Genomic DNA, 14399 nt, shown 5'->3' with positions numbered 1-14399 from the left:
GCGAACGGGAGTGACCGTGGTTCAATATTCCTCCACGTTGGCTTGTCATTTGTGACGAGCGGGCCCAGAGCGGGACGCTCGATGGACGTTCCGTCCGGACGTGGATGGAGTTGCCCGCCTCCGATCGTCAAACCCGCCCACTCACCGGGGCCTGCTTTCGACGTATCGGCTAACCGCTTCGATGACAGGGGGTTACTCATCTGGGCTGCCCCGATCAAGAGTGACGACCGCCCGTTCGTCTTCTGACGTGGAACGGACTCTGTCGTAGATGGATGTGAGATCGGCGAGCGTGTGATGGATACCGTACGGTTCGATCGCCAGACGGGTGTCGTATTCGGAACCGAGACAGGCACGAATCGCGTCGACCATCGATTCCAGATTCCCGTACTCGAATCGCGCCCCGTTCTCCCTCCGGATCGTTCGATCGAACGGCGGGACGTCGGCCGCCGCGACGGGAGTTCCGCAGGCGTTCGCTTCGAGGGGTGACAACCCGAGCGTGTCGGCCCTCGAGGCGGTCACGAACGCGTCGATGGACGAATAGAACGCCGGTAGGGAGTCGCGGGGGAGGAAGTCGCGAACGTCGACGTTCAACGGGGCGTTCCGCTCGATCCAGGATCTGCGGGGCCCCTCGCCGACGACGACGAAATCGTACTCCGGTAGCGTCTCAGCGAGCCGGAGGATCTCCTCAACGTGCTTTTCCATGCTGAGTCGACCGCTGTAGCCGATCACCGTGCGGTCGGGATACCAGTCCGTATCGGTCGGACGGAAAAACGCCGTATCGATCCCGACGGGGAGCCGAACGTGTGACACGTCGCGTTCGATCCGATCGGTGGAGGCCGTCACGACGTCGAACCCGCGGAGAAACGACGTTTCGAACGGGACGTAGAGACGTTTGAGGACGGTGGCGATGGTTCGAGACTTGACGTTCTGGTAAAAGTACTCCTCGATCGGGGTGTGGTGGGTGTAAATCGACGGTAGACCGTGTTTTCCGGCGTAGTACCGACCCAGACGACCGACGGGTGCCGGACCGTGGCAGTGGACGATGTCCAGTTTTGGAAGCGTCGACGGACGCCGAAAGAGGGGAATCCGGTATCCCGAATAGAACGGGTTGGGAACCGATCGAACCGGGATCTCTCGATCGCCGGGCTCGTAGTCGCCGTCGGGGTAGACGACGTACACCTCGTGGCCCTTTCGTTCGAGCGCCTCGCGCCACAGTTTGATCGTGTATGTGACGCCGTCGATTTCAGGGAAGTAACTGTCGGTGAAAAACCCGATTCGCATTCAGCTCACCTCCGCGTACAACGTCCGATACCGGTCCGCGATCGACGTGAGCGAAAGGGACTCGCTCCGCCCGGCGGCGTTCGAGCCGAGTCGGCGGCGCAGTTCGGGATCGCCGAGTCGCCGGACCGCGTCCACGAACGGATCGATCTCCCCGGGCGGAGCGTCGACCTTGAGACACTCCTCGCCGTCTTCGAGCCACGAGAACGGCTCGATGTCGCGAACGATCATCGCTTTTCCGGCCGCCATCGCCTCCAACAGCGCGATCCCTTCGTTCTCCTCGTGGGTGGGAAAACAGAAGATATCGCCCGCCGCGTACGCACCGCGGATGTCGTCGACGTACCCCGTGAACGTGCAGTTGTCCGGCGACTCCCGAATCAACCGAGTGGTGTCTCGTCCTTTCATCCGCAGATCGAGCGGACCGAACCACGCGAAGTCCAGTTCCGGGAGACGACGAGCGAGTTCGACGAACGTCTCCAGCCCCTTGCGTTTCAGAACGTGGCCGACGAGAAAGACGACGGGGGGTTCGAGCCCATATCGTTGGCGATACTCGTCTGCAAGCGACTCGAAGCCGTCGAGCTTTTCGAGATCGACCCCGTTCGAGATAACGGTCGTCGGTGTATCGGTGTACGTCTCGATCAGCCGCCGGTTGTACTCGGACGGACAGACCAACAGATCGGCCTGCCCGTAGGCCCACTCGAGGTAGGGTTTCAGCGGCTTCGACAGCGCGTTCGTGAACCGAAAGCTGTCCCCGAAATCCTCGGCCGTGACGTGCGTATGTGCGATGACGGGGATGCCGTTCGAGCGTGCTCGGGTCGCGTGCCAAAGCGATCGGGGTCCCACGAGGTTGCAGTGGAACACGTCCACTTCGATCGATGGCCCCGTGGTGTAGCGTACGCCCAGTTCGTCGAGGATCTTCCGTTGGTGTGCGACCGATTCGCGGATACCACCGGTGACGTACGCTTCGAACTCCAGGTAATGAGAAAGTACAGGCGCGTCGGTTTCGACCTGATCGCTATCCGGACGCTCCGAACTCATGGACGGATCCCAAAGCGGCGCCCGAGCGCGCGCTCGACCGTTCCGGGACACCCACCGAGCGTCAGTCGAGTTCGAGCCATGGAACCTCCATGAGCGGCGGGATGTGCGTCTCGACGTGATGTTCCCAGACGCCTCCTTCGCCGAACGCCTCGCCGTGGTCTGCGGTCACGACGACCCGGCCGTCGAGTTCCGAGCACAGATCGGCGACGGCATCGAGCGCGATCCGGAGGTTCTCCTCGTACAGTTCAAATGCGGTCTCCCGAGTTCCGTTTCGGAGCAGATCGGCCGGATCGAGTTCGAGCCAGAGGCCGACTTTCTGGGCGAGTTCGCTCGAATCGAGCGCGCACTCGACGTGCTGGCGGATCGACGCGCCGATCGAGCGTTCTCCGCCGTCGGCCGCCGTCTCCGACACGTCCTGTCCGCGGATTCCCTTCCGTATCCGTTTGAGCTTCTTACCCTTGCCCCGAGAGAGGTATGGCGCGTGCGGTTGCATGTAGTGGAGGACGGTTCTGTCTGCGCGTTCGACCGCGTTGGAGTTCGATCGGAGTGCCGTTTCGAGGCTCTCGGGCGGGACGGTCCCCAGTTGGTCGTCCCAGCCGGTCTTCCACACGTCGAACAAGTCGCTGATGTGGTCCGTCGCGGTCCACTCGTAGCCGCAGCTGGCGCCCCACTTGAGTTCGTTCAGCGGGATGCCCAGACTGTTGATGAACGGGTTTCCAGAAAAGTACGCGATGTCGTGATCGCCGGTGAACGTTCTGGAGGCCCATTCCGGTGTCGACGAGCCGGTGCTCCAGCGCTTTTCGAGCGTACCATTCAAGAACTCTCCGTACACCTCGCTGAAGACATCGTATCGACACGCGTCCAAGACGATACAGTAGTCCCAGTCCGAACCCAGAAAGTCTTGGCCCTCCATCGCTTGCGTCGGGGTTTGCGACAGCGCATGTTATGTGTATTGATACGGTCTGCGAACCACGAGCACGGGGGGTCGACGCGTGTTCGGCGAACCGAGCGAACACGGGGGCGAAACGGCGCCTCACTCGAGATATCCCAGCTCCCGCAGTCGATCGCGCGTCTTCTCGTCGGCTTCGGCCAGCACATCGTCCCCGGACGCCGCGTCGGCCGGGGTGTCCCACGCGCCGCCGCCGGCGGCTTCGAACCGCGAGAGCGAGCGTTCGGCCTCGGCGACGAGATCGTCGTCCGTCGCGTCGATCGGGGACATCTCATCGGGATCTCTGTCGAGACGATACCCCTCGTCGGGGATCCGATCCGCTCGGACGTACTTCGCGTCGAGGCTTCGAGCCGCGCGAAGGCGTGCGTACGCCCGGTGATCATCCGCAAGCTCGATACCACCCTCGCTGGCCTTCTGTTCGAGGTGATGAAGCTCGATGACCGGCTGCGCGTACTCGACGAACGCGTGATCGCGCCCGGAATCGACGACCGCGCGCTGTCCGGGGTCGGGATCGGAGACCGTCTCGTCGAACTCGCGGTACGCCTCCGAGAACAGCGAGCGCGTCCGGTCGCGGGGGAGGGCGTCACCAGCGGTCTCGACGGCGCCCGGATCCACGTCGAGGGCGTCGAGGACCGTGTGATAGCAATCGAGCAACTCGACGAGGTCATGACGTCGACCGCTGTCGAGGGCGGCGTGTTTTATCAACAGCGGTACGTTGATCAGCTCGTCGTATAGGGCGAACTCGTGGCCGTACAGCGAGTGCTCGCCGTGGAGTTCGCCGTGGTCGGCACAGACGACGACCGCCGTCTCCGACCACTGTCCGGTCTCGCGGAGCCACTCGAACAGTCGGCCGAGTTCGGCGTCCATATGTGCGATTTCGGCGTCGTAGAGCCCGCGAATGGCGTCCCATTCGTCATCGTCGATCCCCCTCGCCCCCGAGTTGTACTCTTTGGAATTTTGACACACGTCGTCGGGGTCGACGCCGGGCGCGAAGCGCTCACGATACGTTTCCGGCGGATAGTACGGGAGGTGTGCGTCCATCAGGTTGACGAACGTGAACCATCCCTGATCGCTCTCGCTCGCGTCGATGAACGCCTTCGCCCGATCGATGACGGCGGGCGTCTTCGAGTCGGCGCTCTCCCCGCTCGCGAGTTTGGCGTGGGCGACCGCCCCGAGTCGAACGAGTTTCGACGCCAGTGTTCGAAGGTGGTCATTGTCGTTGATCGTCTGCCAGACGCGTGCCAGCGGTCCCGAGAGTACGTCGCCCGGAAGCGCCTCGAAGAACGAGTCGTGTTCGTCGAAGCCATCGACGAGTCCGGTGTACGGCGTGATCCAGGCGTTCGAGGAGTAACACGCGGTATCGTACCCGGCCGCCGAGAGGACCGACGCCACGGTGGTGTGACCGTCGAGATACGGGCTTCCCTGGTCGGCGCCGTGGTGGCTCGGGTAGCGCCCGGTGAACAGCGATGCGTGAACCGGAAGCGTCCACGGGGCGGGCGCGATCGCGGATTCGAAGACCGTCGCCTCCTCTGCGAACGCCGAAAGGTTGGGCGTCGTCTCCCGGTCGTAACCGTACGGTCCGAGCCGATCTTTCCGAACCGTATCGAGAACGACGAAGAGCACGTTGGACTGACCAGTCTCGTCCATCGCTAGAGACAGACGGAGCCCTTCAAATAAAACGATTGGAGTGAGGCGGCGCTGATCGCTTGCGGAGAACGACCGGACCGAAAGCGCTTCGCGGACGACAATCAGACGTTTCAAGCCGGAGAGTGAGTGATATTTGGCATGGACGAACGAAAACGGCGGGTATTCCTCACCGGAATCTTCGGGACGATCCTCGTTTTCGTCGTGTTAGCCGCCGTTATCGGCGTGGATAGCGTCCTGACCTCTCTCAAGGCCGCCAAGCCGAGGGCGGTCGCGTTCACCTTCCTCTTCGCCCTCTGTTGGCTGGCCGCGTGGGGACTCATGCTCCGTGCGGTGTTGGTCACACTCGATGCGGATATATCCGTCTCCGAGGCGTTCTTCGTCTACTCGGGGGCAGTCTTCGCCAACAACGTGACGCCGTTCGGCCAGGCCGGTGGCGAACCGGTGGCGGCGGCGCTCATCTCGAAGGTATCCGAGACCCGCTACGAAACCGCCCTCGTCAGTATCGCGAGCGTCGACGTCCTCAACGTCGTCCCGTCCATCTCGCTCATCGTCATCGGCGTCGGCTACTACGCGACGTCGACGGCCGTGGGCGAGCGTGTCGAAACCGCCGTCGGGACGGCTGTCGTGCTCATCGGCGGGATCGTGGTCGCCATGTTGCTCGTGTGGCGGTATCGCCATACGATCGTCGAACACCTACCGAGCATGCTATCGCCGTATCTCGGTCGGATAGGGCGCGGGCATATCGAGACGGAACCCCTCGAGGCGGACATCACGGATCGGCTTCGACGGTTCTTCGAAAACATCGAACAGGTCGCGACGAATCGGCGTACCCTCACCCTCATCGTCGGGTTCTCGCTGGCCGGATGGCTGTTCCAAGCCGCCGCGCTCATGGCGGCCTTCGGTTCGCTCGGATACAGCGTTTCACCGGCCGTGTTGGTGTTCGTTATCCCACTCGCGAACCTCGCCGGGGCGGCGCCGCTCCCGGGTGGGTTAGGCGGGATCGAAGCCGCATTCATCGCGCTTTTGCTACCGACGACCGGCATCAGCGCAGCGTCGATCACCGCCGCCGTACTCATCTTTCGAGGGGCGATCTACTGGATGCCGGTCCTGATCGGTGGCGCGACGGTCTCGGTGCTCGGTATCAAAGCGGTGTGACGACGACCGGCACCCGCTCGCCGCGGCCGCCGCCTAAACCACATCACCAAGCCTTATACTGGATCCCATCTATCCCCCGGCAATGGTCCCGCTGCAAATCGAACGGATTCCGTCCTGGACGGAATCGTTCTTCACCTCGGAGTTCGCGTTCGCCGTCCTGTTCGGGCTCTGTGTCCTCGAAGGGATCATGATGTTGCGGTTCATGCCGAGCGAACTCGTCGTTCCGAGTGCACTGGCGCTGATCGGAACCTCGCCCGCGGAGGTGTTCGCGATCGTCCTCATCGCGGTCGCCGGAACGACGCTCGGGCAGTTCTTCCTGTTCACGCTCGTCAGACGCGGGGGACGCGAATACGTCCTGCAAAAGCGGTGGTTTCCGGTCACCGAGTCACGGCTCGATCGATTGGACGACTGGTTCGACCGCTGGGGGGCGGTGGCCGTCGCCGGAAGCAACACGATGTTGTTCGTCCGCGGACTGCTCACGATTCCCGCCGGCTTGTCGGAAATGAACAGGCGTTCGTTCGTGGTCCTCTCGGCGATCGGATCGCTGTCCTTCCAGTCGATTCTCGCCGGACTCTATCTCCTGGGTGGGTACTTAGTCGTTTGATCCGACCGGATACGGAGGGTGGTGAACCCCCCACCTGACGCCGCTCACTCGTTTCGGTACGCCCAGATGCCCTCCCAGGCGAGACCGAGTGCGCAAACGAACATCGTCACGAGAGCGACGATACCGGGGAGCCCGACCCACCGCGGGAGGAAGAAATCAAGCCACGACTCGGCGAACGCGGCCTGTTCGGAGACGCCACCGCCGTAGTTTGTGCTGTTGAGTTCGTCCCCGGCCGGCACGTCCTCGGGCTCCTCGGACATCTCGCCGCTCGGTCCGAGCGGATCGACGTCGTAGACGATACCCCGTTCGTCGCCAAGGTCGTGCCCCCAGACGACGGACCCGGTTTCGTTCACCTCGATAACCCGAAACCGTCGGGAGTCGGCGATCAGGGTGTTGCCGTTCGGGAGACGGTCGGCGTCGCGTGGCCACTGCAGTCGTTGCTGCGTGCCGGTGCCGGCTCCCTCGTACCGCCAGACCTCCTCCATCGTGTCGACGTCGTACTCGACGATCCGGTTGTTCTCGCTGTCGGAGACGATCACGTGATCGTGTGCTTCGAGGTAGTTCGGATCGTGCTGTTCGTGCATGATCCCGTGGTTCCCCGGTTCGCCGATCACTCGAACGATCTCGTCCGTGTCCGGGTCGACCTCGATGAGGACGTCGAAGTTCCGGATCGACATGAGGAAGTTACCGTTGTCCAGCCGATCGACGTCGTTCATGTGCGTCCAATCCTGACTACCTCCAGTGTAGTGGTGACCCTCGCGGGACGTCCCCTCGACGTACGATTCCCAAAACTCCGTCCCTTCATCGAGGTGTTCGATCGCGGACCACTCCCACGTGATCTCGCCGGATTCGTTGACGGTGAACGTCCGGTGTTCGCCCATGTCGATGATGACCGTCTCGCCGTCGTCGAGTCGGTCGGCGTCGTGAACCTCGTGGTAAGACATGAAGTGATCGTACCACGTGTACGCCCACTCACGCTCGTTCGTGTCCCGATCGACCTCCTCTACGACGTTTAATATACAGTGGTCGTCCGCACCGCCGCCCCGGTACTCTTCGGGACAGTCTGCGGCGGGGACTCGCTGTCCGTACGAGATCATCACGTTTCCGCCCTCGACGACCTCCGCGTCGAACACGGTCGCATCGTCCGGCTGATACTCCCAGACCCGTTCGCCGCTCTCGTTTATGATAAACGCGTCGCCGTTGTGATTGCCGAACCAGCCGTACGACTGCACCGAGATCAGCGTGTCGCCGGGGTATCGATCGCTCTCGTCGCCCTCGATCTGAACCCGGTCGTCGGCCGTAGCCGCGAGCACACCGAGGACGCCCAGGCACACGAGAAAAATCGCGAGGAACGCCAGGACGCGTCGTCGTCTCATATCGTCTCTAGTTCGCGGTCGGAGTCAAATTACTGACGGTTCGCGTGGATCGGCCTCGGGCGACCCTCGGAACGGCGACGACCAGATGGCTCACACCGAGAGCAGATCCGCCAGTTCGGTGAACGTGTCGATGGTCACGTCGGGATCCGGGAACCACGGATCCCACGGCTCGCCGGTCCGGTCGATCCAGACGCCCTGCATCCCGGCAGCCATCGCACCGCGAACGTCGAAGGTCGGTCCGGCGACGTGCGCAATGTGTTCGATTGGCGTACCCGTCCGCGCGGCACCGTGTCGATAGACGGTCGCTTCGGGTTTGTACGTCTCTATTTCGGCGATGCTGATCGTATCTTCGATGTACTCGTCTATTTCGACGGTCTCGACCAACCCATCGAGCATCTCGGGCGTCCCCATCGAGAGGATGTACACGTCGTAGCGCTCGGCGAGTCGTTCGAGACCCGGCCGCACGTCGTCGAACGGGCCGAGGTCGTCGTAGACCGAGAGAATGTCCTCGCGCTCTCGGGCCGTCGTCTCGACGTCGAAGGCACCGAGGGTCTGCTCTAGGGCGGCCCCGATGAGTTCGTCGAACGGCCGGTAGTCGTTCACGTCGTTCGCGATCATCACGTACGAGAGGTACTTCGCACGCCAGTGTGCGAGGAGCGGATCGAGATCCTCGATGTCAGTGTACTTGGCTACGGCGTCCTCCGCCGTACTGGGATCGACGAGCGTTCCGTAGGAGTCGACGGTGAGCGTGTTTACAGACGTGGTATCAAGGGTCATGCGTACTACTGAAAACGCGCCGAGAATGATAAACCCAACCCAGTGGTCGATTGACCTCCTCCCGCGCCTGAAGACGCGGGTATGCGCTCGCACTATGTATCAAAGATACGGTGAGCGATCAAATGACGCCCCCTCGATCGGCCCCGACGCCATGCTGACGAAGTGCCAGGGTTATGTATCACGAGTTCATAGCGGGCGTATGAGTCGTTCACGCGGATCAATACGTCTGTCTCGCCGCCGGATCCTGCAGACGGGTGCACTGTTCGGAACCGCCGCCGCCGCCGGTTGTCTCGGAGGCGACAGCGGTAACAGTAACGGGAGTGGTAATGGCAACGCCGGCGGAGAAGAGGCAACGACAGAGCGCCCTACGCTCGGCGAGTCCGACGCCCCGGTGACGGTCGCGGTGTACGAGGACTTCGCGTGTCCGCACTGTCACACGTTCAATCAGAACGTGACCCCACAGATCGTATCGAACTACGTCGAGTCGGGCGACGTCGCCTACGAGCACTACGATTTTCCGATCCCAGTCGACGAGACGGTCTCGTGGCAGGCACCGCAGGCCGCGCGCTCGGTGATGACACAGGCGGACTCGCAGACGTTCTTTGCGTACGCGGAACTGCTCTTTGCAAACCAGGGGTCGCTGGAGATGGAGACGTACGTCGACCTCGCCGGAGAGGTCGGTATCGATGGCGAGGCGGTCGAGGCGGCCGTAGACGAGGATCGGTACCGCCAGGCTGTCGAGGCCGATCGCGACGAAGGGATCGACCGCGGGGTCGACGGCACACCGACGGTTTTCGTAAACGGACAGAACGCCGCCGAAAGCGGACGGCTCGGATACTCGGGGATCGCACAACTCATCGATTCCGAACTGTAACACGGACCGGAACGCGACGACGAACGACCCCGATAGAACAAAGTTTCCGCCCCGTCTCTGAGGGTTTGATGCCGGATTCTTCACTCCCACGAATCGGACTCGGCACGGTCTCGGACGACCCACCCGAGTGGACCGAGGCCGTCCGGACGGCCCTCGAAATCGGCTACCGCCACATCGACACCGCCCAGATGTACGACAACGAGGAGTACGTCGGGGAGGGCATACGAGCGTCCTCGATCGATGGCGAGGAGGTATTCGTCGCCACCAAGACGGTCTATCCCGACGGTCCGGACCACCCCGAGGGGGTACGCGACGCCATCGACGGGAGCGTGGACCGACTCGGTCTCGATTCCGTGGATCTGTGTTACGTCCACTGGCCGAGCGACGTGTACGAGCCGGAAACCGTACTTCCCCAGTTCGACGAAGCGCGCGAGGACGGCACGATCGACCGTGTCGGCGTCTGTAACTTCACCCCAGACCTGCTCGACGAGGCGCGGGAGATCCTCGACGCGCCGCTCACCGCACACCAAGTCGAGTTCCACCCGCTGCTCCAGCAGGACGAGTTACTCGAATACGCTCAAGAACACGACCACTGGCTCGTCGCCTACTGCCCGATCGCCCGCGGGAGGGTCTACGACGTGCCCGAAGTACGGGAGATCGCGGAGAAACACGACGCGACCCCGGCACAGGTGAGCCTCGCGTGGCTCCTCTCGAAGGACAACGTGGCCGTCATCCCGAAATCCAGCGGCGAAGCCCACCAACGGGAGAACCTCGCCGCCGCGGACATCGCCCTCGACGGGGAGGACGTTGCGACGATCGATTCCCTCGAGTACGAAGAGCGGATCATCGATCCGGACCACGGTCCCTGGAACTGGTAGGCGCTCGGTCAGCAGGCGTCTACACCGGCTCGGTCCACGTCTCCTTGCTCATCCCGGGATAGACGATCCCCGAGATACCCTGTATGTACGCCGTGTAGACGTGCAAGGCGATACAGTCGATGATTTCGAGGATTTCCCGCTCCGAAAAGCCCAACTCGCGAAGCGCGAGGAAATCGTCGTCGGTGGTGGCGTGGGGATCAGTGGCCGCTTTCTGTGAAAAGCGCAACACGACCTCCTCGGCGGGGTCGAAGCCGGTTTCAGCGATCTCGAGTTCGGAGATGGCGTCGATCTCGGCCGCGTCAGCGCCCAACTCCGAAAGCGCCGACTCGTGGAAAAACTGACACCCCTCGCACTCGAGCACCGTCGCCACGACCAGCGAGATCTTCGATTTGAGTTCGAAGGGGAGCGACCCCCGATTGTACGTCCAGTCCATGTGCTGCCAGACGATGTCGAGCAGATCGGCGTCGTTGCCGTACAGCAACCAGAGTTTGCTGAGGCTGAGATCCTCCTCCAGTTCCCCCTCGCGCGCTTCGCGTATCTCTCGATACAGTTCGTCGACGCGCCCGCTAGCCTCGGCCTCGCTGACGAGTTCGATCACTGCCTCGCGCGGCTGGGTGTCCGCCCCCTCGAGTGACATTGTATCCCATAAGAGAGGCGGGTATAATAAAGAGGCCTCCGGTCATCCCCACGCGTCGAGCAGTTCCGTCGTGAGCAAATCCATCTGCGCGGAGAGGTCGTCGGGGCTGTGCGCCGGTGTGCCCGCGATCACCTGATCGAACCCGAACTCCTCGTACGCCGCCAGTCGCTCGTGGATGTCCGACAGCGAGCCGGTGAGGCAGTTCTCGCGGGCGTGGTCGAAGCCCCGCTCCGGGCTGAAGAACTCGGCGAACGCCTCACGCTGCCGTTCGTACGCCGTCTCGTCGTTCTCGGTGTCCACGAGGTAACAATAATTGAGCGTGACGCGGTCGAGCGTGTCCGGATCGACCCCGCGCGCATCGGCGTGTGCGGTGATCTCGGCCCAGTCTTTCTCGGCCCGGTCGGGCGAAAGTGGCGGGGCGATCCAGCCGTCCGAGCCGACGATGCGATCCAACATCGGTTCGGGCATCTCACCCCCGGTGTACAGCGAGGAACCGCCGGCGAGAACCCGCGGCGGATCGTCCAAGACCGGGTCCATGGTGATCCCCTCGAACCGATGAAATCGTCCGTCGTAGGATCCCTTACCGGAGAACAGTTCCTGAAGGACGTCGATCCCCTCCGAGAGCCGCGGGCCGCGCTCGTTGCTGGGGACGCCCGTGACCTCGAACTCCTCGGGGACGTAGCCGGCACCGAGTCCCAGCGTGACCTGTCGGTCCGCGAGATACTGCAGTGAGAGCGCGGCGTCAGCGGTGTTCGCGGCTCCGCGGAGCGGCAACAGGAGAATAGACGTTCCGAGTGGGATACCGTCGGTGACGGCAGCGGCGTGGGACAGCGCGACGAGCGGATTCAACACGCTCGTGACGTATGGCTCGGGCGTGACGAGGTGGTCGAGCGTCCACAGTCCGGCGAAACCGGCGTCGTCCGCGCCGGTCGCCCAGTCTCGAAGCGCCTTCGGAGCGACTCGGTACTCACCCGTGCACCCGGTCGGCAGCGTGGTTCCGATGTCCATACCTGCTGTTTACACGAGGCGTTGATAACTCCTTACACGCGCTCGATCAGCGGACGCCTTCTCGAGTCACGTCGGCGGCGACTTCGCGCGTGATGCGCCGTTTCGCCATCAACGACGATGTGTTCCACTCGTCGTCGGTCCGGATAAACTCGCCTTCGTGGTGGCCGTGGCACATTTCGAAGGTCCCTCCGGGAGCGTGTACAGCACCATACGACATCCTGCCCTCGGTTAACGGCGGGAGTTCCTCGCGCCGAGGGGTATCGGATACCGGCCCACGGAGGCAACTCGCGGGTTCGCATGCTCCTCGTCAGGAACTGAGCGTGGCGACTCTGACCATTCGCGGACGTCCCACTCGAGGCACACAGGCCGTGCCACCGGCCGTGTTTCGTTGTCTGTCGCCTCGGGGACGTCGCCGACGCTGTGAGGTCTTCGTGTCCCTCGAATCCGCACGGACACGTCGACGTGTCGCGGTGGCGCGTCGTATTCTCGGTGGAAGATCGCATCACCGAACACAGTGAGGACGTTCAGCTGAAGCAATTGACGCTGGACGAGACGTGCAATCGCCGTACGGGAGTCGAACGAACCAACGAATCAGTGAAGTACTTCGGCCTCGGGCGAACGCATGCCCGAGGCCGCGTCCACGCACGAGCGCAGGTGTTCGACAGCGTGTTCCGACAGCACGTCTTCGCCGACCTCTGCGATCGGGATCGCACCGATGACCTCGCTTTCGTCGTAAATCACGGCGACTTCCCGCGGATCGATGCCGGTGATGTCGGCCACTCGGTGGTCGCGGTCAGTGACTTCGACCTCGTCGGCTTCGACGAGTCGATTCTCGGCGAACGATACGACCTTCGCGGTGACGCCGACAACGACGTCACCGTCTACCAGGGGATACGCTTCAGCCGTCGTTTCGACGATTCGGTCGACGAGGTCGTCGTTTGGCTCGACTCGCCCAATATCGAGTCCGTGGAAGGTTAGTTCTGCCATCGTTTAAATATCGGAAAAATTATACTTCAACGCTGGGACGATCGTGTATCGACGGACATAGATGAGATTTTTCCGGATGTGTTCCGCTCGGTCTACCGGCTGTAATGAGCGAATCCCGTTCTGGTGGCGGCTGCTTCGGAAACCAGTGGGTGTGCCAGCCGAGAATCATCGCCGATAACCGGATGAAAGGCCCCGAATGTCTCTGTGTGGCTCGTCGTGATATAGCTCGAACAGACCCTGTTTTGTTACCCCCTCCGCTCGGGGTTGCTCCGGACTTCGAGCAGAAGTCGTTCGCGGTGTCCAGGTCCGTACTCGTGTTTCAGCGCGTGAATCTCGAATCGGTCGGCCCGTTCCGAGGACATGCACGTGGATCGTTCTTCACCCCATATGGTCTCCGGGACGATCTTCGCATAGAACGTCGAGAAGGGCTGAGACCGAGGGATTACCGTTCGGTTTCGAGCCGGTCCCACAGCGACGGTAATCGGTCGATCCGTTTCCAACCGGCCGTCTCGTCGACGTCGGGGTCGACAATCGTGATCGCCTCGAAGTAGTCGTCGAGCACCGCCTCCCGCTCCATCGCGAGCGGCGGCGTACAGTAGTCCTCCTCGACCCAGACCGCTTCGCCGGTATCGGGGTCGAACCTGGCGTCGTTCAAAGATGTGGTCACCGTCTCGCCGAACGGCTCCATCGCCGCTATCGCGCCGTCGTCGAGTTGATCGCGAAGCTCGGCCATGCGATCGGAAAGCGGCCGCGCTCGTACGAATCGGTACGGCATACCGGACGTACGTCGCCAGCGATTATAAACCGTGTCGGAGAACGCCCCGGTCATTTGTATAGCTCATCGGAATCTCAGCGAGGTATTCGCACATCACTTATAAAACGCGAGGAGCCATTTATCAGCCGAACGAAAGACCCTCACACACCCCAGAGGGCCCAGATTCCGACCGTCGTCACGATCGCGAGCAGGAGCTGCAGCGGACCGCCGACCCGGAGGAAGTCGCTGAACCGATACCCCCCGGGGCCGTACACCATGAGGTTGGTCTGGTAGCCGATGGGCGTCATGAACGACGTCGCGGCGGAGAACATCACCGCGAGGAGAAAGGAAAAGGCGTTAGCGTCCAGCCTGACGGCGGCGTCGACGGCGACCGGAATCATGAGCACGATCGTCGCGACCGGCGTGATGACGCTGGC

General features: G+C 62.7%; 16 protein-coding genes and 2 pseudogenes. 5 read left to right on the top strand and 13 right to left on the bottom strand.

Going from position 1 to position 14399, the window contains the following annotated elements; all coding sequences use genetic code 11:
• Positions 1–192: 192 nt before the first annotated feature.
• The 4 genes from R6U53_RS04675 to R6U53_RS04660 all read right to left on the bottom strand — a co-directional run bounded on the left by R6U53_RS04675 (position 193) and on the right by R6U53_RS04660 (position 4912).
• Positions 193–1281: a glycosyltransferase gene (locus tag R6U53_RS04675; protein WP_410321205.1), complete on the bottom strand. Its 1089-nt coding sequence runs from the start codon at positions 1279–1281 to the stop codon at positions 193–195.
• The gene (locus tag R6U53_RS04670; RefSeq protein WP_410321204.1) at positions 1282–2316 is read right to left on the bottom strand and encodes a glycosyltransferase family 4 protein; all 1035 of its coding nucleotides are present in this window, start codon (positions 2314–2316) and stop codon (positions 1282–1284) included. It lies immediately after the preceding gene.
• A gap of 61 nt (positions 2317–2377) precedes the next feature.
• Entirely contained in the window at positions 2378–3229 is an 852-nt protein-coding gene (locus R6U53_RS04665; RefSeq protein ID WP_410321203.1) for a hypothetical protein, read from the bottom strand.
• Between the two features lie 120 nt (positions 3230–3349).
• The gene (locus R6U53_RS04660) at positions 3350–4912 is read right to left on the bottom strand and encodes a sulfatase (RefSeq protein WP_410321202.1); all 1563 of its coding nucleotides are present in this window, start codon (positions 4910–4912) and stop codon (positions 3350–3352) included.
• 138 nt (positions 4913–5050) lie between these two features.
• On the opposite strand from R6U53_RS04660, the gene R6U53_RS04655 reads away from it, so the two are divergent.
• Both R6U53_RS04655 and R6U53_RS04650 read left to right on the top strand, forming a co-directional pair.
• On the top strand, positions 5051–6067 hold the full coding sequence (locus tag R6U53_RS04655) for a YbhN family protein (protein ID WP_410321201.1): 1017 nt from the start codon (positions 5051–5053) through the stop codon (positions 6065–6067).
• Positions 6068–6149: 82 nt separating this feature from the next.
• Entirely contained in the window at positions 6150–6671 is a 522-nt protein-coding gene (locus tag R6U53_RS04650) for a DedA family protein (protein WP_410321200.1), read from the top strand.
• A gap of 44 nt (positions 6672–6715) precedes the next feature.
• On the opposite strand, the gene R6U53_RS04645 is transcribed toward R6U53_RS04650, so the two are convergent.
• Together R6U53_RS04645 and R6U53_RS04640 are read right to left on the bottom strand one after the other, a co-directional pair.
• Positions 6716–8047 (bottom strand): arylsulfotransferase family protein, encoded by a 1332-nt coding sequence (locus R6U53_RS04645; RefSeq protein ID WP_410321199.1) that lies wholly within the window; start codon positions 8045–8047, stop codon positions 6716–6718.
• A 90-nt stretch (positions 8048–8137) separates the two neighbouring features.
• Positions 8138–8824, bottom strand: a complete 687-nt coding sequence (locus R6U53_RS04640) for a haloacid dehalogenase type II (RefSeq protein WP_410321198.1) — start codon at positions 8822–8824, stop codon at positions 8138–8140.
• A gap of 199 nt (positions 8825–9023) precedes the next feature.
• Here R6U53_RS04640 and R6U53_RS04635 point away from each other — a divergent pair, with 199 nt between their 5' ends.
• The gene (locus R6U53_RS04635) at positions 9024–9698 is read left to right on the top strand and encodes a DsbA family protein (RefSeq protein WP_410321197.1); all 675 of its coding nucleotides are present in this window, start codon (positions 9024–9026) and stop codon (positions 9696–9698) included.
• Between the two features lie 68 nt (positions 9699–9766).
• On the top strand, positions 9767–10576 hold the full coding sequence (locus R6U53_RS04630; RefSeq protein ID WP_410321196.1) for an aldo/keto reductase: 810 nt from the start codon (positions 9767–9769) through the stop codon (positions 10574–10576).
• Between the two features lie 19 nt (positions 10577–10595).
• Here R6U53_RS04630 and R6U53_RS04625 read toward each other — a convergent pair whose 3' ends face one another.
• The 4 genes and pseudogenes from R6U53_RS04625 to R6U53_RS04610 all read right to left on the bottom strand — a co-directional run.
• On the bottom strand, positions 10596–11213 hold the full coding sequence (locus R6U53_RS04625) for a carboxymuconolactone decarboxylase family protein (RefSeq protein ID WP_410321195.1): 618 nt from the start codon (positions 11211–11213) through the stop codon (positions 10596–10598).
• Between the two features lie 42 nt (positions 11214–11255).
• Entirely contained in the window at positions 11256–12221 is a 966-nt protein-coding gene (locus R6U53_RS04620) for an LLM class flavin-dependent oxidoreductase (protein WP_410321194.1), read from the bottom strand.
• 46 nt (positions 12222–12267) lie between these two features.
• Positions 12268–12396 (bottom strand): hypothetical protein, encoded by a 129-nt coding sequence (locus tag R6U53_RS04615; RefSeq protein WP_410321193.1) that lies wholly within the window; start codon positions 12394–12396, stop codon positions 12268–12270.
• 53 nt (positions 12397–12449) lie between these two features.
• A pseudogene (locus R6U53_RS04610) lies at positions 12450–12715 on the bottom strand (IS200/IS605 family transposon protein TnpB); the annotation flags it as partial.
• Here R6U53_RS04610 and R6U53_RS04605 point away from each other — a divergent pair.
• A pseudogene (locus tag R6U53_RS04605) lies at positions 12708–12881 on the top strand (transposase); the annotation flags it as partial. The pseudogenes R6U53_RS04610 and R6U53_RS04605 overlap by 8 nt on opposite strands.
• On the opposite strand, the gene R6U53_RS04600 reads toward R6U53_RS04605, so the two are convergent.
• From R6U53_RS04600 to R6U53_RS04590, 3 genes are all read right to left on the bottom strand, one after another.
• Complete coding sequence (locus R6U53_RS04600) at positions 12813–13208, bottom strand: coenzyme F420-0:L-glutamate ligase (RefSeq protein WP_410321192.1); 396 nt, start codon at positions 13206–13208, stop codon at positions 12813–12815. The pseudogene R6U53_RS04605 and the gene R6U53_RS04600 sit on opposite strands and share 69 nt — an antisense overlap.
• Before the next feature lie 442 nt (positions 13209–13650).
• A complete protein-coding gene (locus R6U53_RS04595; RefSeq protein WP_410321191.1) occupies positions 13651–13983 on the bottom strand; it encodes a hypothetical protein in 333 nt (110 codons plus the stop codon).
• Between the two features lie 140 nt (positions 13984–14123).
• The coding region (locus tag R6U53_RS04590; protein WP_410321190.1) for an SLC13 family permease at positions 14124–14399 on the bottom strand (276 nt) is incomplete at its 5' end.

Source organism: Natronomonas sp. (genome assembly GCF_046483325.1).
Lineage (GTDB): Archaea > Halobacteriota > Halobacteria > Halobacteriales > Haloarculaceae > Natronomonas.
The sequence above is the reverse complement of the archived record's forward strand: the minus strand, read 5'-3'. Positions and strand labels throughout refer to the sequence as shown.

What these genes read in the sequence shown, in the direction of transcription:
- R6U53_RS04655 (WP_410321201.1), top strand. Translation starts at nt 5,051, where the DNA reads ATGGACGAACGAAAACGGCGGGTATTCCTCACCGGAATCTTCGGGACG.
- R6U53_RS04660 (WP_410321202.1), bottom strand. Translation starts at nt 4,912, where the DNA reads ATGGACGAGACTGGTCAGTCCAACGTGCTCTTCGTCGTTCTCGATACG.
- R6U53_RS04630 (WP_410321196.1), top strand. Translation starts at nt 9,767, where the DNA reads ATGCCGGATTCTTCACTCCCACGAATCGGACTCGGCACGGTCTCGGAC.
- R6U53_RS04640 (WP_410321198.1), bottom strand. Translation starts at nt 8,824, where the DNA reads ATGACCCTTGATACCACGTCTGTAAACACGCTCACCGTCGACTCCTAC.
- R6U53_RS04625 (WP_410321195.1), bottom strand. Translation starts at nt 11,213, where the DNA reads ATGTCACTCGAGGGGGCGGACACCCAGCCGCGCGAGGCAGTGATCGAA.
- R6U53_RS04615 (WP_410321193.1), bottom strand. Translation starts at nt 12,396, where the DNA reads ATGTGCCACGGCCACCACGAAGGCGAGTTTATCCGGACCGACGACGAG.
- R6U53_RS04675 (WP_410321205.1), bottom strand. Translation starts at nt 1,281, where the DNA reads ATGCGAATCGGGTTTTTCACCGACAGTTACTTCCCTGAAATCGACGGC.
- R6U53_RS04645 (WP_410321199.1), bottom strand. Translation starts at nt 8,047, where the DNA reads ATGAGACGACGACGCGTCCTGGCGTTCCTCGCGATTTTTCTCGTGTGC.
- R6U53_RS04620 (WP_410321194.1), bottom strand. Translation starts at nt 12,221, where the DNA reads ATGGACATCGGAACCACGCTGCCGACCGGGTGCACGGGTGAGTACCGA.
- R6U53_RS04595 (WP_410321191.1), bottom strand. Translation starts at nt 13,983, where the DNA reads ATGCCGTACCGATTCGTACGAGCGCGGCCGCTTTCCGATCGCATGGCC.
- R6U53_RS04670 (WP_410321204.1), bottom strand. Translation starts at nt 2,316, where the DNA reads ATGAGTTCGGAGCGTCCGGATAGCGATCAGGTCGAAACCGACGCGCCT.
- R6U53_RS04600 (WP_410321192.1), bottom strand. Translation starts at nt 13,208, where the DNA reads ATGGCAGAACTAACCTTCCACGGACTCGATATTGGGCGAGTCGAGCCA.
- R6U53_RS04635 (WP_410321197.1), top strand. Translation starts at nt 9,024, where the DNA reads ATGAGTCGTTCACGCGGATCAATACGTCTGTCTCGCCGCCGGATCCTG.
- R6U53_RS04650 (WP_410321200.1), top strand. Translation starts at nt 6,150, where the DNA reads ATGGTCCCGCTGCAAATCGAACGGATTCCGTCCTGGACGGAATCGTTC.
- R6U53_RS04665 (WP_410321203.1), bottom strand. Translation starts at nt 3,229, where the DNA reads ATGGAGGGCCAAGACTTTCTGGGTTCGGACTGGGACTACTGTATCGTC.